General features: G+C 42.0%; 21 protein-coding genes. 13 read left to right on the top strand and 8 right to left on the bottom strand.

All coding sequences use genetic code 11. The features are described 5' to 3' along the window. Positions 1–13: 13 nt before the first annotated feature. A complete protein-coding gene (locus tag ACPEH5_RS19055; protein WP_071547547.1) occupies positions 14–274 on the top strand; it encodes a type B 50S ribosomal protein L31 in 261 nt (86 codons plus the stop codon). A gap of 2 nt (positions 275–276) precedes the next feature. Then, positions 277–402: a type B 50S ribosomal protein L36 gene (gene ykgO, locus ACPEH5_RS19050; protein ID WP_042846784.1), complete on the top strand. Its 126-nt coding sequence runs from the start codon at positions 277–279 to the stop codon at positions 400–402. Positions 403–472: 70 nt separating this feature from the next. Here the strand turns inward: ykgO and yidZ are convergent, their stop codons facing one another. Together yidZ and ACPEH5_RS19040 are read right to left on the bottom strand one after the other, a co-directional pair. Further along, the gene (gene yidZ / locus ACPEH5_RS19045) at positions 473–1,438 is read right to left on the bottom strand and encodes an HTH-type transcriptional regulator YidZ (RefSeq protein ID WP_071547546.1); all 966 of its coding nucleotides are present in this window, start codon (positions 1,436–1,438) and stop codon (positions 473–475) included. Continuing rightward, complete coding sequence (locus ACPEH5_RS19040) at positions 1,431–2,615, bottom strand: MdtL family multidrug efflux MFS transporter (protein WP_166686685.1); 1,185 nt, start codon at positions 2,613–2,615, stop codon at positions 1,431–1,433. Before ACPEH5_RS19040 ends, yidZ begins: the two co-directional genes overlap by 8 nt. A 333-nt stretch (positions 2,616–2,948) precedes the next feature. On the opposite strand from ACPEH5_RS19040, the gene asd reads away from it, so the two are divergent. After that, a complete protein-coding gene (gene asd / locus ACPEH5_RS19035; protein WP_042846781.1) occupies positions 2,949–4,055 on the top strand; it encodes an aspartate-semialdehyde dehydrogenase in 1,107 nt (368 codons plus the stop codon). A 336-nt stretch (positions 4,056–4,391) separates the two neighbouring features. Here asd and ACPEH5_RS19030 read toward each other — a convergent pair whose 3' ends face one another. The 5 genes from ACPEH5_RS19030 to dnaA form a co-directional block, all read right to left on the bottom strand. After that, on the bottom strand, positions 4,392–5,975 hold the full coding sequence (locus tag ACPEH5_RS19030) for a phosphoethanolamine transferase (protein WP_166686684.1): 1,584 nt from the start codon (positions 5,973–5,975) through the stop codon (positions 4,392–4,394). A 436-nt stretch (positions 5,976–6,411) separates the two neighbouring features. Next, complete coding sequence (gyrB, locus tag ACPEH5_RS19025; protein ID WP_042846780.1) at positions 6,412–8,826, bottom strand: DNA topoisomerase (ATP-hydrolyzing) subunit B; 2,415 nt, start codon at positions 8,824–8,826, stop codon at positions 6,412–6,414. Positions 8,827–8,844: 18 nt separating this feature from the next. After that, on the bottom strand, positions 8,845–9,939 hold the full coding sequence (gene recF, locus ACPEH5_RS19020; protein WP_042846779.1) for a DNA replication/repair protein RecF: 1,095 nt from the start codon (positions 9,937–9,939) through the stop codon (positions 8,845–8,847). A gap of 9 nt (positions 9,940–9,948) precedes the next feature. Beyond that, positions 9,949–11,049, bottom strand: coding sequence for a DNA polymerase III subunit beta (gene dnaN, locus ACPEH5_RS19015; protein WP_042846778.1), 1,101 nt, complete (start codon positions 11,047–11,049; stop codon positions 9,949–9,951). 5 nt (positions 11,050–11,054) lie between these two features. Next, a complete protein-coding gene (gene dnaA / locus ACPEH5_RS19010; RefSeq protein WP_042846777.1) occupies positions 11,055–12,446 on the bottom strand; it encodes a chromosomal replication initiator protein DnaA in 1,392 nt (463 codons plus the stop codon). Positions 12,447–12,959: 513 nt separating this feature from the next. Here dnaA and ACPEH5_RS19005 point away from each other — a divergent pair. The 9 genes from ACPEH5_RS19005 (at position 12,960) to ACPEH5_RS18965 (ending at position 19,173) form a co-directional block, all read left to right on the top strand. Further along, positions 12,960–13,037 (top strand): hypothetical protein, encoded by a 78-nt coding sequence (locus tag ACPEH5_RS19005; protein ID WP_367575689.1) that lies wholly within the window; start codon positions 12,960–12,962, stop codon positions 13,035–13,037. Positions 13,038–13,207: 170 nt separating this feature from the next. Beyond that, a complete protein-coding gene (rpmH, locus tag ACPEH5_RS19000) occupies positions 13,208–13,351 on the top strand; it encodes a 50S ribosomal protein L34 (RefSeq protein ID WP_042846776.1) in 144 nt (47 codons plus the stop codon). Positions 13,352–13,372: 21 nt separating this feature from the next. Beyond that, positions 13,373–13,732: a ribonuclease P protein component gene (gene rnpA / locus ACPEH5_RS18995; RefSeq protein ID WP_072035181.1), complete on the top strand. Its 360-nt coding sequence runs from the start codon at positions 13,373–13,375 to the stop codon at positions 13,730–13,732. Further along, positions 13,696–13,956 (top strand): membrane protein insertion efficiency factor YidD, encoded by a 261-nt coding sequence (gene yidD / locus ACPEH5_RS18990; RefSeq protein ID WP_042846775.1) that lies wholly within the window; start codon positions 13,696–13,698, stop codon positions 13,954–13,956. The genes rnpA and yidD overlap by 37 nt, the downstream gene beginning before the upstream one ends. 2 nt (positions 13,957–13,958) lie before the next feature. Continuing rightward, on the top strand, positions 13,959–15,608 hold the full coding sequence (yidC, locus tag ACPEH5_RS18985; protein WP_042846774.1) for a membrane protein insertase YidC: 1,650 nt from the start codon (positions 13,959–13,961) through the stop codon (positions 15,606–15,608). A 127-nt stretch (positions 15,609–15,735) separates the two neighbouring features. Continuing rightward, a complete protein-coding gene (gene mnmE / locus ACPEH5_RS18980) occupies positions 15,736–17,100 on the top strand; it encodes a tRNA uridine-5-carboxymethylaminomethyl(34) synthesis GTPase MnmE (RefSeq protein ID WP_042846829.1) in 1,365 nt (454 codons plus the stop codon). 130 nt (positions 17,101–17,230) lie between these two features. Further along, positions 17,231–17,995 carry a hypothetical protein gene (locus ACPEH5_RS18975; protein ID WP_042846773.1) on the top strand — a complete coding sequence of 255 codons (765 nt, stop codon included), beginning with the start codon at positions 17,231–17,233 and terminating at the stop codon, positions 17,993–17,995. 155 nt (positions 17,996–18,150) lie between these two features. Continuing rightward, entirely contained in the window at positions 18,151–18,420 is a 270-nt protein-coding gene (locus ACPEH5_RS18970; protein ID WP_131680787.1) for a helix-turn-helix domain-containing protein, read from the top strand. A 39-nt stretch (positions 18,421–18,459) separates the two neighbouring features. Next, positions 18,460–19,173 carry a HipA domain-containing protein gene (locus ACPEH5_RS18965; RefSeq protein WP_232370503.1) on the top strand — a complete coding sequence of 238 codons (714 nt, stop codon included), beginning with the start codon at positions 18,460–18,462 and terminating at the stop codon, positions 19,171–19,173. Here ACPEH5_RS18965 and fdhD read toward each other — a convergent pair. Next, positions 19,170–20,000, bottom strand: coding sequence for a formate dehydrogenase accessory sulfurtransferase FdhD (gene fdhD, locus ACPEH5_RS18960; protein ID WP_042846771.1), 831 nt, complete (start codon positions 19,998–20,000; stop codon positions 19,170–19,172). The two genes, ACPEH5_RS18965 and fdhD, sit on opposite strands and share 4 nt — an antisense overlap. 176 nt (positions 20,001–20,176) lie before the next feature. Here fdhD and fdnG point away from each other — a divergent pair, with 176 nt between their 5' ends. Beyond that, positions 20,177–23,224, top strand: a complete 3,048-nt coding sequence (gene fdnG / locus ACPEH5_RS18955) for a formate dehydrogenase-N subunit alpha (RefSeq protein ID WP_080750904.1) — start codon at positions 20,177–20,179, stop codon at positions 23,222–23,224. The last annotated feature ends 7 nt before the right edge of the window (positions 23,225–23,231 follow it).

The raw sequence follows: 23,231 nt of genomic DNA, 5'->3' as shown, positions 1-23,231 counted from the left end.
TCAGGTGGCTATTATGAAACAGGGGATACATCCACAGTACCGTACAGTGGTTTTCCATGACACAAGTGTTGATGCTTATTTTAAAGTGGGCTCGACGATAAAAACGGCAAAAACGATTGAATTTGAAGGGGAGATTTTCCCTTATGTCACCCTTGATGTGTCTTCTCAATCGCACCCATTCTATACCGGCAAACAAAAAGTGATTTCTCAAGAAGGGAAAACAGCACAATTCCAAAAACGTTTCGGGCGTTTTTTACAAACAGAGGGGAAATAAACGTGAAAGTGTTGAGTTCGTTAAAAACGGCAAAAACGCGTCATCCAGATTGCCAAGTTGTTCGCCGTCGTGGTCGTGTGTATGTGATATGCAAAACAAACCCACGTTTTAAAGCTGTACAAGGCTAACTCCTTGTTAATTTTTTCTGGTGTTTCTTGCTTTTGCCATGGCAATTCATGCTCCTTGCCATGGCATTTTTTATGCATTTACAAAATTGAGAATGCTATTTTTAATTTGTTCTCTTAGCCATAATGTTTTGGAATTATACGAGTTGCGTTTATGCCACAACACTAAAAAGGGGATTTCGAGTTGCTGGTAAAGAATGTCATCAATGGGGAGTGGTAGACAGACGAGATCAAGTTTGAAGTTATTCACATAATGTTGGCAGTATCCGGGAGTACAGGTAATGAGATTGTGTTCAGGTCGTGATGCCATCAGCAGTGATTGTTCAAATGTTGAAAATGAAAGGCTAATTTGGCGATTAAGCCCCATTGTAGACAATAAGTCATCTAGGGCCCATGGAATACGATTACCAAATTCAGTGCTAATATGAGGGTATTTTAGGAAATTGGCTAAACTCCATTCTTCTTTTAGAATGGGGTGATCTCGGCGAATAAAGGCCAGAGGTCGGTCAGTAAACAACACGTCGAAATTAAGGATATTTGGTAAGTGGTTTATTGACTCTTTTGAGCTGTGAAAACTTTCCCTACCTACTAACCCAATATCGGCATCACCTGCCACTAATGCCGCAAGTGAATTATAGTCCCAATCCCGCATAATGACGTCTGATTCAGGATATTGATTGAGGATATTCAAGGATAAATCATGGAGCATGATCAGATTTAATGGAGCTTCCATCATTAACCGGAATGTTATTCCCCGTGGTTTTTCAGTATCACGGATTTCAGTGATATAGCTGGATAAATTCAAAAACTCAGGAAGTGATTTTTCTATATGATACATCAATGGTGTAGGAAGAAGCCCTTGCGGGCTGCGAATAAATAGCGGGTCATCAAACCATTGGCGTAGTTTAGACAATGATTTACTGACAGAAGATGGCGTGATAGCAAGGCGTTGAGCTACGAGGCTAACACTCCGCTCTTCCATTAAATATTGCAAAATAACCAGTAAATTTAAGTCTAAACGATGCAATTGTTTATTCACATGCTATTACCTTTTCATTGACTTGTGTGGCGGGAACTCTGAGCAAGATTATGCCCATAGTACCTGCTGCTAATAGGATAATTAGCAACATACTGATTGATGGTATGCCAATTGCCCCCATTAGCCAAATATACAAAGAGGCGAAGCTGAGTTGCGAAATGGCTAAAATGGAGCTTGCAATACCGGCTTTTCTGGTAAATGGGGATAGCGCTTGGCTCATAATAATCCCAAATTGCATTGAAAAACCCATTCCGCTACAAGCAAAAACAATAAATAGCAAAATCAGGTTGTTAAACGTAAAGAGATACACAGATAAAACAACGGCATTGAATAAAAATAACCCAAGGGCAGTATTGAGCAGCGATTGGCTATTAAATGTTGATAGCAATTTTGGCATTAAGAACGAAGTCCCCATACTCACCATTGCTAGAACGGTCATAGCTGTGGAATATTGACCCGTGGTAAAACCTAGATTACCCATCAGGATAATCGGTGCGACATTCACATAGGTCAGGATCACAGCCATTCCAAAGCAAGAAATAATCAAACGAGTGACAAAGAATAAATTGAAGATTTTTTCTGTGGTGTCTGGCGATGATGTGGTGTGTTTGGTTTCTTGGCGAGCCGCAGGTTTAGTTTCTTTTATCGACACTAAGCAGAAAACCATACTCAGTACCGCATAAGCAGCCATAAAGTAAAACATCATTGACCAATGGTAGACCAGTAAAATGGCAAACCCAATGACAGGGGCAAGTACGGGGGCGATACAAGTCACGCCATTCATTGCCGCTAAGACTTTAGTCCGCCTTTGTGGACTAAGTACATCTCGTAAAATAGCGAAAGTCACCACATAACAGAAACCAGCGCCGATGCCTTGTAGGAAGCGAGCCATCAAAAATAGGTCAATCGATGTCGAGTTTCCTGCCATGACAGAGGAAATGGCAAATATTGCCGTCCCCACTAAGACCACGGGTTTACGGCCAACATGGTCGGCGAACCATCCCCCAATGAGCATTGTGGATGCCATGCCTGCAAGGTAAATAGAAAATGCGACATGAAGTTGGCTTTCACTAGCGCTTAAGTCAGCGGCTATATAAGGAATACCCGTTAAGTGAAGGTCGACACCAAGGGGATAGATAAGGACTATCCAAAAGCTAAAAAGAACATATTTGGTCATGAGATAAGCTGTACTGTGAGAGGGATTATTCTAATTTTAAGCTGAGTGAATGATATAACGAATGGATTAATTAGAAAACAGCATTTTCCAAAATGGAAATAAGATATTCATGTGTTTTAGGAGGAGTATTAGCTTTATTACTAATCTTCTTACTATTAGTGATGAAATTCACTTGCACACTGATGCATATTTTGTCAGGTTTAATATATCCGAAAAATTTCTAGCTCCAGCTTTCATGAGCCTCTTATAAATGACAAAAATGCGGTATTGCTTCTTATTAAGTTGGAACAGGAAATTTTTTGGTAAAACTTTAAACAAACAGGGTGAATAAAAATGAAAAATGTAGGGTTTGTTGGTTGGCGCGGTATGGTCGGTTCAGTATTGATGCAGAGAATGGTAGAAGAACGTGATTTTGATGCGATCCGCCCTGTATTTTTTACGACGTCACAACAAGGTGCAGAAGCACCAACTTATGGTGGTCATCGAAGTGTTTTACAAGATGCCTTTGATATCGATGCATTGAAAGCGCTAGATGTTATTATTAGCTGCCAAGGTGGTGATTATACTAATGATGTCTATCCGAAGCTCAGAGCCGCAGGCTGGGATGGCTACTGGATTGACGCAGCATCTTCATTACGTATGAATGATGATGCGATTATCATTCTTGACCCAGTGAATAACCAACACATTCAAGATGGTTTGAATAAAGGTATTAAGACCTTTGTTGGTGGTAACTGTACAGTTAGTTTGATGTTGATGTCTTTAGGTGGTTTGTTCACGAATAATTTAGTGGAATGGGCGTCAGTTGCAACTTATCAAGCCGCATCAGGTGCAGGTGCACGTAATATGCGTGAGCTACTGGCACAAATGGGGTCTTTGCACACACAAGTGGTCAAAGAACTGCAAGACCCAGCCTCTGCTATTTTAGATATTGAGAAGAAAGTCACTGATTTTACACGCAGTGGCGCGATGCCAACAGATGCGTTTGGTGTCCCACTAGCAGGAAGCTTAATCCCATGGATTGATAAAGCGCTAGAAAATGGCCAAAGCCGTGAAGAGTGGAAAGGCCAAGCGGAATCTAACAAAATATTGGCAACAGGTAAAAATATTATCCCTGTTGATGGTTTGTGTGTTCGTATTGGCGCACTTCGTTGCCATAGCCAAGCCTTTACATTGAAATTGAAAAAAGATGTGCCGTTAAAAGAGGTTGAACAATTACTGGCTTCTCATAATGAGTGGGTAAAAGTCGTTCCAAATGATAGAGAAATCACAATGCGTGAACTGACACCTGCTGCAGTGACTGGTACATTAAGTACGCCAGTTGGCCGCTTACGCAAATTGAATATGGGGCCTGAGTATTTATCAGCCTTTACTGTTGGTGACCAATTACTGTGGGGAGCCGCTGAGCCTCTTCGCCGTATGTTAAGGATTTTATTATAATTCCTTAATGAATGTCGGTGGGTTATATAGGCCTGCATATAAAAATATGTTGGCTTTACCCAAGGGGATATTCTTGTTGTACACGAATAATGGCGTCTTGATATGACGCCATTATGTATTTTGGTGATGAATAACCTTTAATTCAATATACTTCACTGGATAGAAAATACGGTTTTTTTAGGTATTGAAACATCATTAGGGGGAAGTATATTCACGTTTCCTCAAGCAGTTTTATATTATGACCCACTGTATTATTGGCAATACTAGGGCGAACAGTATTGGCGACTTCCATGATGCCACTATTTTTCTTTAGATAATGCCAAATATTTTTAGCTTTTATTGAGGGTCTTTTGTTTCCGATGGTAATTGATTAACCGGTAATATGTTACGGTTGCCATCAATCACCTGAATGTTGTTATTGGGTTGATAGCATTCACGCATGGGAGATAAACAAGCTTGTGATGCATGCTGTTGTATTCCTAACCAGTCACTAATTAACCAATAATTATTAGCAGTTGAATAGGGTTGACCCAAAGCTCGTGGGTTTAATGCCGGTTTTGGTATGGTTTGGCTGTACCAGATTAATAAGGGTATCTCATAAGCTTCTTTTCTTGGGTTATTTACGCCATGGTGGTAGTGAATATTGTTATCACTGTCTAATCGTTGTAATGCATGGTCTGAAAAGTACATCAACGAAGCGGGCTTCCCGTCTAGCTGTTGGAGTAAGTTTTCGATAAATTTATCGGTATAAGCGATAGAGCTGTCATAACAATTATCATCTTCTTGTTCACTGAATTTTTTTAACTCTTTTTCTGGAAAACGGTTACACGCAGGCTCATGGCTCCCATAAGTATGTAGAATGATCAGTTTTTTCTTGTCTGTTGGGTCGTTAATCGCATCATTAAAATGGTTTTGAATTTCCTCATCATAACCCACGAATTCATTCCATTTTTTCTTTTGAGCCATGTTAGCTATCGCAGAGATGACACTGGTTCGTTTATTGGTTTTTCCTTGGTTACTTATCCAATAGGTTTTAAAACCCGCATGATTGGCTAATGAAATAATATTGTCAGCATAGTGTGATTTATCCTGCATTTGGTCAAAGCGAATATTAGACAGTGAGATTGGCACTGACAATATGGTGACCGGAGCAGGAGAATAAGCTTGTTGGAATACCAAAAGCTGTGACTGACGATTATCTAGATTAGGGGTTGTATCATATTGATAGCCATATAAACCCATATGGTCACGACGTAGGGATTCGCCAATGACGAGAACATAGATTTGTGCTTCAGTATCTTTTTTCTCATAGTCAAATGATACGATTTGGGATGAGATTTTTTTTATGCCGCGGTTTTCATACAAGTTTTTGACGAGAGCAGCTGCATTGTAAAATGGCGTGTTGAGCAAATATTTTTCGGTTATTAACAATGAGCTATCTGGTTTATTGAGTAATGACGCGTAATAAGCAGGGATTGCTAAGAGGTAACCACATAACATCGCGATACTAATCATTGTCGTACGGCGGTTTATATATTTAGTACATTTATGGATGCTTAATAAATACACTGAAAAAACAAACAAATAAAAGATCACATAACCAATATTGTAGGAGAGCATCCCCACCGTTTCGCTACTATTGGTATTAATAAAGGTTTCGGCAATTGAAGAGGAAAACCGAATATCGTGTTTTTTGTAAAAGAAAAATGAGACTGAAAGATTTAACGCCCAAAGCAATGAGACGAAAACCGTGAATATTTTTCCGATAAGGGACCGATATACGCCAGCACACAGAAGCATAATGAGTGTGCCAGAAATGGTAATCGCAGTGTCTGCCATCACATTCGCATCACCACTGAAAAAAACAGGGATGGATGAGAGCAACAAAAAATAAATAGGGATAATCAGTTGTCGTATCATTGTTTTCTTATTACGTATTTTGCTTTTACCTTGAGTGTGTTGGGTTATTGAACATATGGATTTAACCATTAACATCTAATTAACTTAGGGTATTAACCGTTTATAGCACATAAAAAGATAAGATAATCAAAATAGTGGCGTAAAAAACTGTAAAATCTCGTGAGGTTAAGTCATGAGCTTTTCCCTACCAAGAAAATAGCAGCGAAGAAACTTTGTTAAAAGAGAGAGCAATTTGGATCTCAATATCACTGTGATGGTCACTTTTAGATAAAGGCTTACCATAATCGGCTAATAAATTAATGAGTTATTGCTTATTTTAAAATAAGAGGGCTGCTGAATGTCATGTTCAGTGAGCAAATAAGTAGGGGAAATAAAGAAAAAAATAACCCCACACTTTCGAGTGGAGTTATTTAATATTAGTCAGTAAATATAATAATTAAATATCAATATTTGCTGCTTTTAGCGCATTCTCTTCGATAAATGCACGACGAGGTTCAACAGCATCACCCATCAATGTAGTAAAGAGTAAATCTGTTGCGATAGCATCTTTTACGGTTACGCGCATCATACGGCGAGTTTCAGGGTTCATGGTGGTTTCCCAAAGCTGTTCTGGGTTCATTTCACCAAGACCTTTATAACGCTGTACATACAGACCACGACGCGATTCACGAGATAGCCAAGCGAGAGCTTCTTCAAAGTTATCAATATTCTGACGACGCTCACCACGTTGGATATACGCCCCTTCTTCAATTAAGCCACTGATTAAGTCGCCTAAATGAGTGATACGGCGATACTCGCTACCGTGAACAAAATCGAAGTCGAGGTTGTAATCAGTATCAACACCGTGAGTGCGAATACGGATTGTTGGCTCAAATAATTGGCGCTCACGATTTTCTTTAATTATGTAGCTATATGTGCTGCCGAATTGCTCATTGTCTTCTAAGCGCTTAACTAATGTTTGAGCCCATTCTTCAACTTTTGCGTTTTCTTTTAAGTCTTCCTCAGTCAGCGTAGACTGATAAACTAAGCTGTTGAGTAAGGCTTGTGGGTATAAGCGCTCAAGGCGACGAATAATACGGTGAGCCGCATTATATTCGACAACCAGCTTTTCTAATTCTTCACCTTTCATTGCTGGAGCGTCGGCACTGAGATGTAACTCTGCACCATCGAGGGCGATAGAAATAAGATAATCGTCCATCGCATCGTCATCTTTTATGTATTGCTCTTGTTTGCCACGTTTTACTTTATACAGTGGCGGCTGAGCGATAAAGATATGACCACGTTCAACAATTTCAGGCATTTGACGATAGAAGAAGGTTAATAGCAGTGTACGAATGTGTGAACCATCGACGTCCGCATCCGTCATGATAATAATGCTATGATAACGCAGTTTGTCTGGGTTGTACTCATCACGTCCGATGCCACAACCTAATGCTGTGATAAGAGTGGCAACTTCTTGTGAAGAAAGCATTTTATCGAAACGCGCTTTTTCAACATTAAGAATTTTACCTTTTAGTGGCAAAATAGCTTGGTTTTTACGGTTACGGCCTTGTTTTGCTGAGCCGCCCGCAGAGTCCCCTTCCACTAAGTAGAGTTCAGATAATGCTGGGTCACGTTCTTGGCAGTCTGCTAATTTACCCGGTAGGCCGGCTAAGTCTAACGCACCTTTACGGCGTGTCATTTCACGTGCTTTACGTGCGGCTTCACGAGCACGAGCGGCATCGATAATTTTACCGACAACAATTTTAGCGTCATTCGGGTTTTCCAGTAAATACTCAACCAACCGCTCGTTCATGATAGTTTCAACGGCAGTTTTTACCTCAGAAGAAACTAGTTTTTCTTTGGTTTGTGATGAGAATTTAGGGTCTGGAACTTTCACGGAAATAACAGCAATTAGGCCTTCACGCGCATCATCACCTGTAGCGTTGACTTTGCTTTTCTTCTGATAGCCTTCTTTTTCCATGTAGTTATTTAATGTGCGGGTCATCGCTGCACGGAAACCAGCTAAGTGAGTACCACCATCACGTTGTGGGATGTTATTGGTGTAGCAGTACACGTTTTCTTGGAAGCCATCATTCCATTGCATTGAAACTTCAACACCAATACCGTCTTTTTCTGTAGAGAAATAAAATACTGACGGATGAATTGGCGTTTTATTGCGACTTAAATATTCAACAAAGGCTTTGATACCACCTTCGTAATGGAAATGGTCTTCTTTCCCATCACGTTTATCAATAAGCCTGATTGATACCCCAGAGTTTAAGAATGATAGCTCACGAAGACGTTTAGCTAAAATATCATACTCGAATTCTGTGACACCTTTAAAGGTATCCATACTTGGCCAAAAACGTACGAGAGTACCTGTTATGTCTGTTTCCCCAACAACAGTCAGAGGACCTTGTGGTTCACCGTGTTTATAAATTTGCTCATGAACTTTACCGTCACGACGAATGACCAGTTCAAGTTTTTCAGATAAGGCGTTAACAACAGAAACCCCAACTCCGTGTAAACCACCGGAGACTTTATAGGAGTTGTCATCAAATTTCCCCCCTGCGTGCAGGACAGTCATGATAACTTCTGCAGCAGAGACACCTTCTTCTTCGTGTATACCTGTTGGTATCCCACGTCCATCATCCTGTACGGAGATAGAGTTATCGGCATGGATAGTGATCACGATATCGTCACAGAAGCCTGCGAGGGCTTCGTCGATAGCGTTGTCGACAACCTCGAAAACCATGTGATGAAGACCTGTTCCATCGTCTGTATCACCGATATACATGCCCGGGCGCTTACGCACCGCATCCAGTCCTTTTAATACCTTGATACTTGAGGAGTCATATGTATTCGACATCAACGTTTCCTGCTCTTTCTATTCCTGAGGTTGAACTTCTATTTTGCCATGTTCTACACTAAACATCTTACTGTTTGCGTCTATCATATCATTAACTTGTTCAGCTGTAATGGCACTGACAAACACTTGTGCTTGCGTAGCTTTGAGACGTGTCGCTAACAATTGGCGGCGACCCGCATCAAGCTCGGAGGCAAAATCATCCAGCAGATACAGGCACCTTTGCCCGCTCTGACGAGTGAAAAACTCACCCTGCGCTAACCTTAATGCACACATTAATAGCTTTAGTTGGCCCCGAGAAAGCATATCTTCTACAGGGGTACCATTTGCACGAATACGCAAATCTGCTTTATGTGGCCCTGAAGCGGTATAGGTTAGTGCTCTATCACGCTCAAATTGGCGCTCTAATTGTTCTGAATAATCAATTTCTTTATCCCAACCGCGCTGAAAGGATACCGAGAGTGAAAATTCGGGTAAAAACTGCTGACAGGTTTGCTCTATATTTTCGGCAATACCTGCGATGTAGTCATGACGCCATTGGCTAATTTGCTCTGAAATTGGCGCCAGTTGTTTATCCCAGTGACGTATTTGTTCGTAACGGGTAACTTGGCGTAAAGCCGCATTTCGCTGCTTTAATAACCGCTTTAAATCAGACCATACTGAAAAAAACAACGGATCATTGTGAAAACAGCCCCAATCAATGAAGGCTCGACGATATTTCGGGCCGCCATTGAGTAGTGTAAAACCTTCTGGGGTAATTAATTGCATCGGCAACAGTTTTGCAAGCTCTGCAATTTTATGGCCGTCGGTGCCGTCTATCCGAACTTTACTGTCACCCTCGCGATTTTTGCTTAACCCCAATGAAAGGTCATTACGATTTTTATCTAGATGGCTAAGTTTACCATGAAGAATAAATTGTTCTTGCTCATGACGAATAACACGATTCGCTTGAATACTGCGAAATGCGCGGCCATGACCTAAGGTGTACACTGCTTCCAGTATACTAGTTTTGCCACTCCCGTTTGGGCCAATTAAAAAATTGAACCCATTAGCAAGGGCGAGATCCGCATTTTCAATATTTCGAAAATCGCGGATTAATAAACGCGAAAGGATCATAAATACCGATTATAAACGCATTGGCATGACAACATATACCGCCGCTTTGCTTTCAGCGTCTTCAATTTGCACACTGGAAACTGCATCGGTTAATAATAGCTGCACGTTTTCACTTTTCAGTGCATTTAAGACATCTAAGATGTAGCTGACGTTAAAACCAATTTCCATCTCAGTTCCCTGATAGCTAACATCAACAATTTCTTCAGCTTCTTCTTGCTCAGGGTTATTTGCTGTGATGCGTAATTGGTTTTCACTAAAATATAAGCGTACTCCGCGGAATTTTTCATTGGATAAAATCGCCGCACGGGAAAATGCCTGTTTTAGTAAGTCACAACGAGCTTCTAATGTTTTATTTGGGTTTTTCGGTAACACACGGCGATAATCAGGGAAGCGACCATCAACCAATTTAGAGGTAAAAATAAAATCCCCTACGTGGGCGCGTATGTTATTGCTACCGATTTGCAGTTGTAATGGTGAATCGCCACCATCTAACAAGCGCATTAACTCAATCACCCCTTTACGAGGAACAATTACCGAATGAGAAGGTAAAGATTGACCGATGTCCATCGCACAAACTGCTAGCCTGTGCCCATCGGTTGAAACGGTTCTCAGCATTGAGTCTTCAGTTTCAAATAGCATTCCGTTGAGATAATAACGCACATCTTGGTGTGCCATGGAAAACTGAGTTGCTTCAATTAAACGTTTCAGTATTGACTGAGGAAGAGAAAATTCAACTTCACTTTGCCAATCATCTAGGTTTGGAAAGTCTGCTGCTGGCAAAGTAGATAATGAAAAGCGGCTACGACCAGAACGGACGAGCAGTCTATCATCATTGAGTTCTACTAGAATTTCAGAACCTTCAGGTAAACCACGCCAGATATCAAAAAACTTGCGTGCAGGCACCGTTGTTGCACCAACTTCATGTTCCTGCGTTAGAGGAACGTTGGCCATCATCTCCATTTCAAGGTCGGTTCCAGTGAGTTGGAGGGTGCCTTCTTTTACCTGTAATAAAAGGTTACCTAAAATAGGCAGAGTTGGACGCCCACCTAAAGGACCACTAACCTGTTGTAACGGTTTTAATAACTGCTCGCGTTCTATAATAAATTTCATAGCAATTAAGATGATAATGTTCTGATTAAATTAGAAAAATCTTCTTTGATGTCATGGCTCTCTTCCCGTAACTGTTCAATTTTACGACAAGCGTGTAATACCGTGGTATGGTCACGGCCGCCAAAGGCATCCCCGATTTCAGGTAAACTATGGTTGGTCAGCTCTTTTGCCAAGGCCATTGCCATCTGACGCGGACGAGCGACAGAACGAGAACGGCGTTTCGACAGTAAATCTGCCACTTTAATTTTATAATATTCAGCAACAGTTTTTTGAATATTATCAATAGTTACCAGTTTTTCTTGTAGTGCTAATAGGTCACGTAATGCTTCGCGTACAAAATCGATAGTAATTGCGCGACCTGTAAAGTTTGCGTTGGCGATCACACGATTTAATGCGCCTTCTAACTCACGAACATTAGAGCGAAGCCGTTTTGCGATGAAAAAAGCCACTTCACCTGGCAGTTGGATTTCATTTTCATCTGCTTTTTTCATTAATATCGCGACACGGGTTTCGAGTTCTGGTGGTTCGATTGCTACCGTTAAACCCCAACCAAAGCGTGACTTTAAGCGATCTTCAACCCCGTTAATCTCTTTTGGATAACGGTCGGATGTTAAAATAATTTGCTGATTGCCTTCAAGTAACGCGTTAAAAGTATGGAAAAACTCTTCTTGTGAACGCTCTTTGTTAGCAAAAAATTGAATATCATCAATAAGTAATGCATCTACAGAACGGTAATAACGTTTAAATTCTTCAATTGCGTTATTCTGTAGAGCTTTGACCATATCTTGAACAAAACGTTCAGAGTGCATATAAACCACGCGTGCGTTGGCTTTATGCTCCATAATACTATTGCCTACAGCATGTAATAAGTGAGTTTTACCTAAACCTGTTCCACCATAAAGGAATAGTGGATTATAGGCCCCACCCGGATTTTCAGCCACTTGCCTCGCGGCGGCACGAGCCAATTGGTTCGATTTACCTTCAACAAAGTTATCAAAAGTGTGCTTAGGGTTCACATTAGAACGGTAAGCGACTTCCGGTTGTACTTTGGCTGAGTTATCCCAACTTGGTTTAATCGGAGCTGACGGCGCGGCAAATGCAGGTACTTGGTTTGTTGTACGTGCTTGCGTTGCTGCCGGTGCGACGGCAATCGGTTTATTGCCCACTTCAAAGTGTAGAGCAGGCGCGTCAGTTCCACAAAAGTCATTCAATAATTCATTAATATTATTGATGTACTTGTCTCTAACCCAGTCGAGAACAAAACGATTTGGGGCATACAGTGCCAGTGTGTTGTCGTTTAATTCAGCTTGAAGGGGGCGTATCCACATACTGAATTCTGTGGCAGGTAGTTCATCCTGCAATCGGGCAAGACATTGCTGCCAAAGCGAAAGTGACACGTTGGACTCCCCTAAACAAGGTCAATGGAACAAGAATTACGGATTCAAACAAAGAATTTTCTCAGGATCACTTTTTATTAATGGCCCAAAGAGGTTTTAGATTAATTTTTACTTACCGCATATTGCTGATCAGTGGATCAGAAATAGACCCGAGATCATACCGCAAAATTAGCCAGAGATCTTCATTCTTTTACACAGTTTTTATGCTTTTTATCCACAGGTAAATGTGATAAGGCATCTCTTATGATAAAGAAACAGACAGGATGATCGTCATTACCCGCTATTTTTCCACATGGCTGGGGATAACTTTAGACGATTTCTCGAAAATATTCTGCTTGATCAAAAAATATTTTCAGATCACTTCAAGATCCTTGCGCTTTGGGGCGGAGTCCGTATAATCTTCCTCCCTGTGTACAGTACTGATGTGATTTTTACACAAAACTGAGGTAAACTTGCTGGGTACCGCTACTCTATTTTAACGCTGACGTTAAAAGAGAGAGGGGTTAAAAGCAGGTGGTCAGCCAGTATGAAAGTAAAATAATCAGTTGGCTGTCACAACATATGTCGGCAAACCTGTCAGCCAGGCTATAAATAAAAGTGGTTTGATTGCGTCATTTCATTGACGTGACCCCCTATGTTTTATTACAATCCTGCCTCTTTCTATATTGTTGCGATAGAGGCACAGGTGTAAATCAGTTTTCACTGGTTGCCAACGCGTTTACTGAATCAGTAATAAATTTTAAAGTTAGGTAGAAATCGTTATGAAACGCACTTTTCAACCGTCCGTACTGAAGCGCAACCGTTCACACGGTTTCCGTGCTCGTATGGCTACAAAAAATGGTCGTCAAGTTCTGGCTCGCCGTCGTGCGAAAGGCCGCTCTAGTCTGACCGTTTCATCTAAGTAATAAAGCTAGCCCTCTATTCCAGTGGTTACGCTCGCTTTTACCCGGGAGTTACGTTTGTTAACTCCCAGGCATTTCGATAATGTCTTTAAGCAGCCGCAGAGGGCGAGTTCCCCAGAGATAACTATCCTTGGTCGCCTAAACGAGCTGGGGCATCCCCGCATCGGTCTTACCATCGCCAAAAAAAATGTTAAACGAGCTCATGAGCGAAATCGTATCAAACGGTTAGCCCGTGAATACTTTCGTTTGCATCAACATGAGTTGCCTTCAATGGATTTTGTGGTATTGGTAAGGAAAGGGGTCGCTAATCTCGACAATCAACAGATTACGGAATCGTTGGATAAGTTATGGCGTCGTCACCGTCGCTTGGCTCAAAATTCCTGATCATGCTGATCAGAGGCTACCAACTGGTGATTAGCCCGTTGTTAGGGCCTCGTTGTCGCTTCAATCCCACATGTTCAAATTACGGAATTGAGGCATTGCGCAGGTTTGGTATGCTAAAAGGGAGTTGGTTAACGGCGAAACGCATATTAAAATGCCACCCTTTACACGCTGGTGGAGATGATCCTGTCCCACCTAGAAAAACTGATGATAATAGAGAATTATAACGATGGATTCGCAACGCAATCTTCTACTCATCGCTTTGTTGTTCGTGTCGTTCTTAGTTTGGCAGGCCTGGGAGAGCGATAAAGTTGCTCAGGAAGTTAAAACTGTTCAAACTACGCAACAAGCGGATATGCCAAGCAGTGATGCTCAAGCCGTAACTGGCAGCGGGCAAGGTAAGCTCATCACAGTCAAAACAGATGTATTGGATATTCGTATCAATACTCGTGGTGGTGATATCGATGAGGCTGACCTGTTAGCCTATCCTGCGACCCTTCATTCGGAAGACCCTTTCCGTTTACTGGAAACTAACCCAGGCTTTGTCTACCAGGCACAAAGTGGTTTGATTGGCCTTCATGGCCCAGACAACCCCGCAAATAATAATGGCGAACGTCCACTGTACTCTACAGACTCTGCAACTTTCGTTTTAGAGAACGGTCAGGATGTGTTACGTGTTCCAATGACATTTACAGATAGCAACGGTGTTGTTTATCAGAAAACGTATATTGTGAAACGTGGCCAATACACTGTTGAAGTTGAATACAGTATTCAAAACCCGACAGCTCAACCTTTAAGTCTCGCTTTCTTCGGTCAGTTGAAACAAACTATCGAGTTACCAAAAGAGCGTGATACAGGTAGTAGTAATTTTGCTTTGCATACTTACCGTGGTGCAGCTTATTCTTCAGATGAAAACAACTATAAAAAATATAGCTTTGGTGACATCGAAGATAAAAGCCTTGATTTGACCACTAAAGGTGGCTGGGTCGCGATGTTGCAACAATATTTTGCAACCGCATGGATCCCTGCAAGTTCTGAAAAGAGCACCTTCTATACCATCGACCTTGATAAAAAATCTGCCATTATTGGTTATAAGAGTGAACCAATGACCATTGCTGCAAATGGTGCAGGTACTTATTCATCAACGTTATGGGTTGGTCCAGAAATTCAATCTGAAATGGCGGCAGTTGCTCCTCATTTAGATTTGACCGTAGATTACGGTTGGTTATGGTTTATCTCTCAGCCTCTGTTCAAACTGTTGAAATTTATTCACGGTTTCGTGGGTAACTGGGGTATTGCCATCATTGTTATTACCTTTATCGTCCGTGGTATTATGTACCCACTGACTAAAGCGCAATATACCTCAATGGCGAAAATGCGTTTACTGCAACCAAAATTGGCTGCGATGCGTGAGCGTATTGGTGATGACAAACAGCGTATGAGCCAAGAAATGATGGCGATGTATAAAGCAGAAAAAGTAAACCCACTGGGTGGATGTTTACCTCTGCTGATCCAAATGCCAATATTCCTTGCACTTTATTATATGTTGATGGGTTCTGTTGAACTGCGTCACGCCCCATTCTTTGGTTGGATCCAAGACTTGTCTGCGCAAGACCCGTATTACATCCTGCCAGTATTGATGGGTGTGACGATGTTTGTTATCCAGAAAATGTCACCGACCGCTGTGACTGACCCAATGCAGCAGAAGATCATGACGTACATGCCTGTCGTGTTTACTATTTTCTTCCTGTGGTTCCCATCAGGTCTGGTTCTGTATTATATCGTGAGTAACTTAGTCACCATTATCCAGCAACAAGTGATTTACCGTGGTCTGGAAAAACGTGGTCTACACAGTCGCGATAAAAAAGAGAAAAAATAATTTCGCTTCTCAGTAAATTGAGAATGGCTTCACAAAGCGAGATTCTATAGTAGTATTAAGGCGACCAATTATGGTCGCCTTAATTATTTTCAAAAAACAGTTTTCAAGTCAAAGACAGAGAAACCTCATGCAAATCAACGATACTATCGTCGCACAGGCAACACCTCCCGGTCGTGGTGGTGTCGGTATTTTACGTATATCTGGCCCAAAAGCTGCATTAGTGGCTGAAACCGTGTTGGGTAAACTCCCTAAGCCACGTTATGCGGATTATCTCCCTTTTCGTGATGTAGAAGGTTCTGTCCTTGACCAAGGTATTGCGCTTTACTTCCCTGGGCCAAATTCCTTTACAGGGGAAGATGTCCTTGAACTACAAGGACACGGTGGTCCGGTCATTCTTGATTTATTGCTAAGAAGAATACTCACTATTGATGGTATTCGTATAGCAAATCCGGGTGAGTTTTCTGAGCGTGCATTTTTGAATGATAAGCTTGATTTAGCCCAAGCTGAGGCGATTGCCGATTTAATCGATGCGAGTTCAGAGCAAGCGGCGCGCTCTGCAATGAACTCCTTACAGGGGGCTTTTTCTTCCCATATTCACCAATTAGTGGAAGCACTCACTCACTTGCGCATCTATGTGGAAGCAGCGATTGATTTTCCCGATGAAGAAATTGATTTTCTATCTGATGGTAAAATTGAAGCCAAGCTTAATGAAGTGGTTGCCGATTTAGAACAGGTTCGCTCCCAAGCTCGCCAAGGTAGTTTGTTGCGAGAAGGGATGAAAGTGGTGATTGCTGGGCGTCCAAACGCCGGTAAATCTAGCTTACTGAATGCGTTAGCAGGGCGAGAGGCAGCGATTGTCACGGATATAGCGGGTACAACCCGTGATGTGTTGCGTGAACATATACATATTGATGGAATGCCATTACATATCATTGATACAGCAGGCCTACGGGAAGCCAGTGATGAAGTTGAGCGTATAGGTATCGAGCGTGCATGGAAGGAGATTGAACAGGCTGACCATGTGCTGTTTATGGTGGATAGCACCACGACTGATGCCACTGAGCCACAAGAGATTTGGCCCGAATTTATGGCACGCCTACCCGATGAGCTACCCGTAACTGTGATCCGTAATAAAGCAGACATGACCGGGGAGCCGGTTGAGTTTATTGATAACACTCGTTACCCATTAATCCGTTTATCTGCTCGTGAAGAAAATGGTATTGATTTATTGCGGGATCATCTAAAAGAAGCGGTTGGCTTTAATAGTAATACAGAGGGTGGTTTCTTGGCACGTAGCCGCCATTTACAAGCATTGAATGCGGCCGCAGTTCACCTAGAACAGGGCTATGACCAGTTAGTGAATGCCCGCTCCGGTGAGCTTTTGGCTGAAGAGTTGCGTCTAGCCCAATTAGAACTCAGCGAAATCACGGGGGAGTTTACTTCTGATGATTTATTAGGCCGTATTTTCTCAAGTTTTTGTATTGGGAAGTAATACGGTATCGTATTAACCTACACGGCGTTGTGTAGGTTTCCTTTCTTTTTTGTCGTCTTAATCCAATATTAAGCATTTAGTGTTTTTATTTTTCTAAAATGGTCGATTAAACCAACTAACAGATAAAAGCATGGATAAGTTATTGCAAGTTAACACTCAAAGTTACGCTCAACGCCCTGACTTAATAGAAGAGTGCGAGTTATTTCTTGATAAGTTATGGCCTCAGTTTATGAGCCAATCATCGGTATGTGATGAATATTGGAACAGGCTTGATGAAGAGCCCAATTCTTATTTTCAATTTATTGCCACTGTAAATGAGAACGAAGAGGAGCGGGTCATTGGTATTATTCGCTCTGTGCCTTTTTTATGGCCTTATGGTGATTTTAGCAAATTAGCGGAAATGGGCTGGGATGCGATTTTTAACTTCGCGATGGAAAATCAACAAGGCGGAGAGCCTTATATTTCGGCACTTTCTGTGACGGTTGACCCGCAATATCGTGGGTGTCAAATCCCTGCTTTATTGATTAATGCATTAAAACACGCAGCAAAAGAATATGCGGCAAAAGCGGTGATTGTGCCTGTTCGCCCAACATTAAAACATTGTTATCCATTACAGGATTTTGAGGCGTATTGCGGCTGGCAAAATGAGCGAGGGGAGCCTTTTGACCCGTGGATCAGAACGCATTGGCGGTTGGGTGCCACGGTACTACAGCCCGTTCATCGTTCAATGGTCATTATAGGCTCAATTGCTGATTGGCAATCATGGACAGGCATGTATTTCCCGCAATCAGGGCAATATATTGTACCCAACGCTTTGGTGCCAGTTACTGTTGATATTCAGCGCCAACAAGTTGAATATATTGAGCCTAATTTGTGGATGCTGCACTCGCTTTAAGGCTCAGTATTGTGTCTATCTTTGAATGATACTTATCGATATATTTCTACACTCTATAGCGTGTTATTTATATTTTACCTGTTATAGCGTGTAAAATGATGTTTACCGGTTGTAGCAGGTAAATATCATTAGTGCCAAACAAGGTAGGTGTTAAAATGAAAGTGACCAATACCCGACAACTTAGTGCTTACATGAAAGATGTCAGAGAGACGAAAAAATTATCTCAAAGTAAAGTCGCAAGTAAAGTGGGTATTCGGCAAGATACCGTCTCCAGTTTTGAACTCTCTCCTGACTCTACCAAATTAGAAACCTTCTTTAAGATTTTATCTGCCCTAAATTTAGAACTCGATATTAAACCGCGAAATGAAAGTGGCTCATCAAACTCAAACTCAAATTCAAACTCTGGATGGAAGGAGGAGTGGTGATGACGATTTTGCATGTATATATGAATGGTTATTGGGTAGGTGACTTTATTCGCTCAAGTACTGGGGCTCATCAGTTTAAATGATGTGCCCCATAGTTTTATTTTAAATGTAGGTGAAATAAAGGCGTTAGCGGTTGAACGTTTTGATCGTAAATATTCTTCTGATTCCTCGTGGATTATGCGTTTACCACAAGAAGATTTTTGTCAAACATTGAATATTTCACCGGCAAGAAAATATCAAAATCATGGTGGACCGGGTATTTCTGAAATTATGAATTACTTATTAGGTTCAATAAATGCAGAGAAAGATAGATATCAGTTTATGAAGAGCCAGGTTTTGTTTTGGTTACTTGCAGCGACGGATGGCCATGCTAAAAATTTTTCATTATTTATTGAACCTGAAGGCCGTTATCAGTTAACACCTTTTTACGATATTTTGTCCATGTATCCTAGTTATGGGGGGAGGGGAATTAACCCTAGAGATGCCAAATTGGCTATGGGGCTGAAGGGAACAAGGGAGATGAAATACAATATAGAGCAAATTTTTCCAAGGCATTTTTTTGCAACGGCCAAGGAGGTTGGTTTTGACCGCACTGAAATGGAAAAAATCTTAATTGAGTTTGATGAGCAAATGGAAAGTGTTATTACAAAGGTTAGGGAACAGCTTCCAACCAATTTCCCTAAGCACATTGCAGACTCAATTTTATCAGGGTTACATCATAAAGCCGCACGATTAAAAAAAGGTTGGGATTAATCCTTTACCCGACTCGGATGGGTAAACACGGTGGCTTTCCCCTGACGGCAAAAACCGACTAAGGTTAAATTGGCTTTTTCCGCCACTTCGATAGCGAGTGCCGTGGCAGCAGAAACGGCAAATAAAATTTCTGCACCGCAACTGGCGGCTTTTTGTACCATTTCATAACTTGCGCGGCTAGAAACCAATACAGCACCTTGTTGCCATTGGTTACGATGCTTCATTCCGAGTAGTTTATCAAGTGCGACATGGCGACCGACATCTTCGCATCCCCCCACTAATAAACCTTCTGGTGATATCCATGCGGCGGCGTGGGTACAGCCCGTTAGGGCACCTATTTCTTGTACCTTTTTCAATTCATGTAGCGCGTTATCTAAGTAAGACAAGGAAAATGTTTGTGTAAAAGGTAGGGGAGCGATGGGTTTAAAAATTTCATCGAGTTGTTCGGTACCACAAATACCACAGCCTGTACGCCCTGCTAAATTACGGCGGCGTTCTTTTAGCTCCATAAATCGGCGGCTAGATAATTCAACCTGTACTTCAATTCCTCGGTTACAGCCTTCAACGATATCAATTCCACGTATTTCATCACCTGACTGTATTATCCCTTCTGAAAGTGCAAACCCGACGGCAAAATCCGCTAAATCTTTTGGCGTTGCCATCATAACAACATGTGATATGCCATTGAACACTAGAGCGACAGGATATTCTTCTGCAACATAATCATTAACGGGGGAGTTAAGGTTGCCTTTTTGTTGCACACTTGTGTGATTTAAGCCAATCATTTTAGTTAATTTGGAGTCATTTGTAGTATTTGTTTCATACATTAGATGAATTCCTAGCATTAATGATACATAATATTAATTATGGGTAAAAAGAATTTACACCATTTGCCAGGCAATGTACCTGGATACGATAGGGAAGACGTTGAATAAGAACAGTTTACCTGATTATCGCGATTGGCGTTAGGTAAACATGAGCAATGTATAATGAGGAGATCCCCATGCAAGTCAGCAGAAGGCAGTTCTTTAAGATCTGCGCTGGCGGTATGGCAGGTACGACGGCAGCAGCATTAGGGTTTGCACCCGCCACTGCGTTAGCGTCAACGCGCCAGTATAAATTACTGCGTGCGAAGGAAACCAGAAATACCTGTACCTACTGTTCTGTCGGCTGTGGGCTGTTAATGTACAGCCTTGGTGATGGCGCGAAAAATGCGAAAGAAAGCATTTTCCATATTGAAGGGGACCCGGATCATCCGGTAAACCGTGGTGCACTTTGTCCTAAAGGTGCTGGACTTATCGATTTTATCCACAGTGAAAGCCGCCTTAAGTACCCTGAAGTGCGTGAGCCAGGGACAAATGAGTGGAAACGTATCACTTGGAATGAAGCCTTTGATCGTATCGCTAAGTTAATGAAAGAAGACCGCGATGCGAACTTTATTGAAAAAAATAAAGAGGGTGTCACTGTTAACCGTTGGCTAACCACCGGTATGTTATGTGCATCCGCAGGAAGCAATGAAAGCGGCTTTGTAACCCAAAAATTTACCCGCGCTCTCGGCATGCTTGCCGTAGATAACCAAGCGCGTGTCTGACACGGACCAACGGTAGCAAGTCTTGCTCCAACATTTGGTCGCGGTGCGATGACCAACCACTGGGTTGACATTAAAAATGCAAACCTAGTTGTCGTTATGGGTGGTAATGCGGCAGAAGCGCATCCAGTCGGTTTCCGCTGGGCGATGGAAGCTAAAATCCATAATAAAGCCAAACTAATCGTTATTGACCCTCGCTTTACCCGTACTGCGGCAGTGGCGGATTTTTACACGCCTATTCGCTCAGGTACTGATATTGCGTTCTTGTCTGGTGTTATCAAATACTTATTGGATAATGAAAAAATTCAGCGTGAATACGTGGAAGCGTATACCAACGCCAGTTTAGTTATTCGTGAAGATTATGGTTTTGATGACGGCCTGTTTACAGGTTATGACGAAGAAAAACGTCAATACGACAAAACCACGTGGAACTATGAGATGGATGAAAACGGCCTTGCGCTGCGCGATCCGACTCTGAAACACCCACGTTGTGTGCTAAATCTATTAAAAGAGCACGTCAGCCGTTATACACCTGAAGTGGTGAATAACATCTGTGGTACGCCAATTAAAGACTTCTTGCAAGTCTGTGAATACCTTGCAGAAACGAGTGCTAAAGATAAAACCGCTTCGTTCTTGTACGCATTAGGTTGGACACAACATACTGTTGGTGCCCAAAACATTCGTACTATGGCGATGATCCAGTTACTTCTGGGTAATATGGGGATGCTAGGCGGTGGTGTAAACGCACTGCGCGGGCACTCCAATATCCAAGGGTTAACTGACTTAGGCTTGCTATCTCAAAGCTTGCCGGGTTATTTGACCTTACCATCCGAAAAACAAACGACATTAGACAGTTATTTAACTGCCAATACACCGAAAGCGACGGTTGCAGGCCAAGTTAACTATTGGAGCAACTATCCGAAATTTTTCGTCAGTATGATGAAAACTTTTTATGGTGATAAAGCGCAGAAAGAAAATGACTGGGGCTTTGATTTATTACCGAAATGGGATCAAGGCTACGATGTGTTGCGTTATTTCGAAATGATGGATAAGGGGGAAGTTAACGGTTATATCTGCCAAGGCTTTAACCCGGTTGCTTCATTCCCGAATAAAAACAAAGTCATTAAATCACTTTCTAAGTTGAAGTATTTAATTACCGTTGACCCGCTGAATACGGAAACATCCAATTTCTGGCAAAACCACGGCGAAATGAACGATGTGAAACCGGAAGAAATCCAAACTACGGTATTCCGTCTACCTTCTTGTTGTTTTGCTGAAGAAAATGGCTCGATTGTTAACTCAGCTCGTTGGTTACAATGGCACTGGAAAGGTGCGGATGCTCCGGGCGAAGCCATTAGTGATGGTGAAATTCTTTCGGGGATTTTCCATCGCATGCGTCAGTTATATGCTGCCGAAGGTGGTGCTGTGCCAGAGCAGGTTCTGAGTATGACTTGGAACTACTTTGACCGTGATAATCCAACTCCGGAAGAAGTCGCTCAAGAAAACAATGGCTATGCTTTAGTTGACTTGAAAGATGCAGATGGCAACGTGATTGTTAAAAAAGGTGAATTACTTAGCTCCTTTGCTCAATTACGTGATGACGGTACGACATCAAGTGGTTGCTGGATCTTTACGGGTAGCTGGACACCAAAAGGTAACCAGATGGCTAACCGTGATAACTCTGACCCAACAGGTCTGGGTAACACATTAGGTTGGGCATGGGCATGGCCTTTGAACCGTCGCGTGATTTATAACCGCGCATCAGCTGACCCAATGGGTAAACCGTGGGACCCAAAACGTCAGATTCTCGAGTGGGATGGCAGCAAATGGACAGGAATGGATATTCCTGACTATAGCAATGCTGCTCCGGGTAGTGGTGTTGGTCCGTTTATCATGCAACCGGAAGGTATGGGGCGTTTATTCGCACTGGATAAAATGGCGGAAGGCCCATTCCCAGAGCATTACGAGCCTATCGAGACCCCGCTTGATACTAACCCATTGCATCCAAATGTGGTGTCTAACCCTGCGGCTCGTGTCTTTAAAGATGACTGGGCTCAAATGGGTAAAGCGACTGAATTCCCTTATGTGGGAACCACTTATCGCTTAACGGAACACTTCCACTATTGGACAAAACATGCTCTGTTAAATGCCATTATTCAGCCGCAACAATTCATCGAGATTGGTGAACGTTTAGCGAATGAAAAAGGTATCAAGCAAGGCGATACGGTGAAAGTTAGCTCTAAACGTGGTTACATCAAAGCGAAAGCAGTCGTTACCAAACGTATTCATACCCTGAAAGTGGCTGGAAAAGATATCGATACTATCGGTATTCCAATTCACTGGGGATTTGAAGGTTTGGCAGTGAAAGGCTTTATCGCTAATACGTTAACGCCGTTTGTGGGTGATGCGAATACTCAGACACCGGAATTTAAATCATTCCTTGTCAATGTGGAAAAGGTGTAAGGAGATA

Source organism: Providencia sp. NPDC089933 (assembly GCF_049545585.1).
Taxonomy (GTDB): domain Bacteria; phylum Pseudomonadota; class Gammaproteobacteria; order Enterobacterales; family Enterobacteriaceae; genus Providencia; species Providencia huashanensis.
Note: the sequence above shows the minus strand (reverse complement) of the source record. Positions and strands in the feature narration are given on the sequence as shown.

What these genes read in the sequence shown, in the direction of transcription:
- ACPEH5_RS19040 (WP_166686685.1), bottom strand. Translation starts at nt 2,615, where the DNA reads ATGACCAAATATGTTCTTTTTAGCTTTTGGATAGTCCTTATCTATCCC.
- ACPEH5_RS19055 (WP_071547547.1), top strand. Translation starts at nt 14, where the DNA reads ATGAAACAGGGGATACATCCACAGTACCGTACAGTGGTTTTCCATGAC.
- mnmE (WP_042846829.1), top strand. Translation starts at nt 15,736, where the DNA reads ATGCAAATCAACGATACTATCGTCGCACAGGCAACACCTCCCGGTCGT.
- asd (WP_042846781.1), top strand. Translation starts at nt 2,949, where the DNA reads ATGAAAAATGTAGGGTTTGTTGGTTGGCGCGGTATGGTCGGTTCAGTA.
- ACPEH5_RS19030 (WP_166686684.1), bottom strand. Translation starts at nt 5,975, where the DNA reads ATGATACGACAACTGATTATCCCTATTTATTTTTTGTTGCTCTCATCC.
- fdhD (WP_042846771.1), bottom strand. Translation starts at nt 20,000, where the DNA reads ATGTATGAAACAAATACTACAAATGACTCCAAATTAACTAAAATGATT.
- yidD (WP_042846775.1), top strand. Translation starts at nt 13,696, where the DNA reads ATGGCGTCGTCACCGTCGCTTGGCTCAAAATTCCTGATCATGCTGATC.
- dnaN (WP_042846778.1), bottom strand. Translation starts at nt 11,049, where the DNA reads ATGAAATTTATTATAGAACGCGAGCAGTTATTAAAACCGTTACAACAG.
- rpmH (WP_042846776.1), top strand. Translation starts at nt 13,208, where the DNA reads ATGAAACGCACTTTTCAACCGTCCGTACTGAAGCGCAACCGTTCACAC.
- yidC (WP_042846774.1), top strand. Translation starts at nt 13,959, where the DNA reads ATGGATTCGCAACGCAATCTTCTACTCATCGCTTTGTTGTTCGTGTCG.
- recF (WP_042846779.1), bottom strand. Translation starts at nt 9,939, where the DNA reads ATGATCCTTTCGCGTTTATTAATCCGCGATTTTCGAAATATTGAAAAT.
- ACPEH5_RS18970 (WP_131680787.1), top strand. Translation starts at nt 18,151, where the DNA reads ATGAAAGTGACCAATACCCGACAACTTAGTGCTTACATGAAAGATGTC.
- gyrB (WP_042846780.1), bottom strand. Translation starts at nt 8,826, where the DNA reads ATGTCGAATACATATGACTCCTCAAGTATCAAGGTATTAAAAGGACTG.
- ACPEH5_RS18975 (WP_042846773.1), top strand. Translation starts at nt 17,231, where the DNA reads ATGGATAAGTTATTGCAAGTTAACACTCAAAGTTACGCTCAACGCCCT.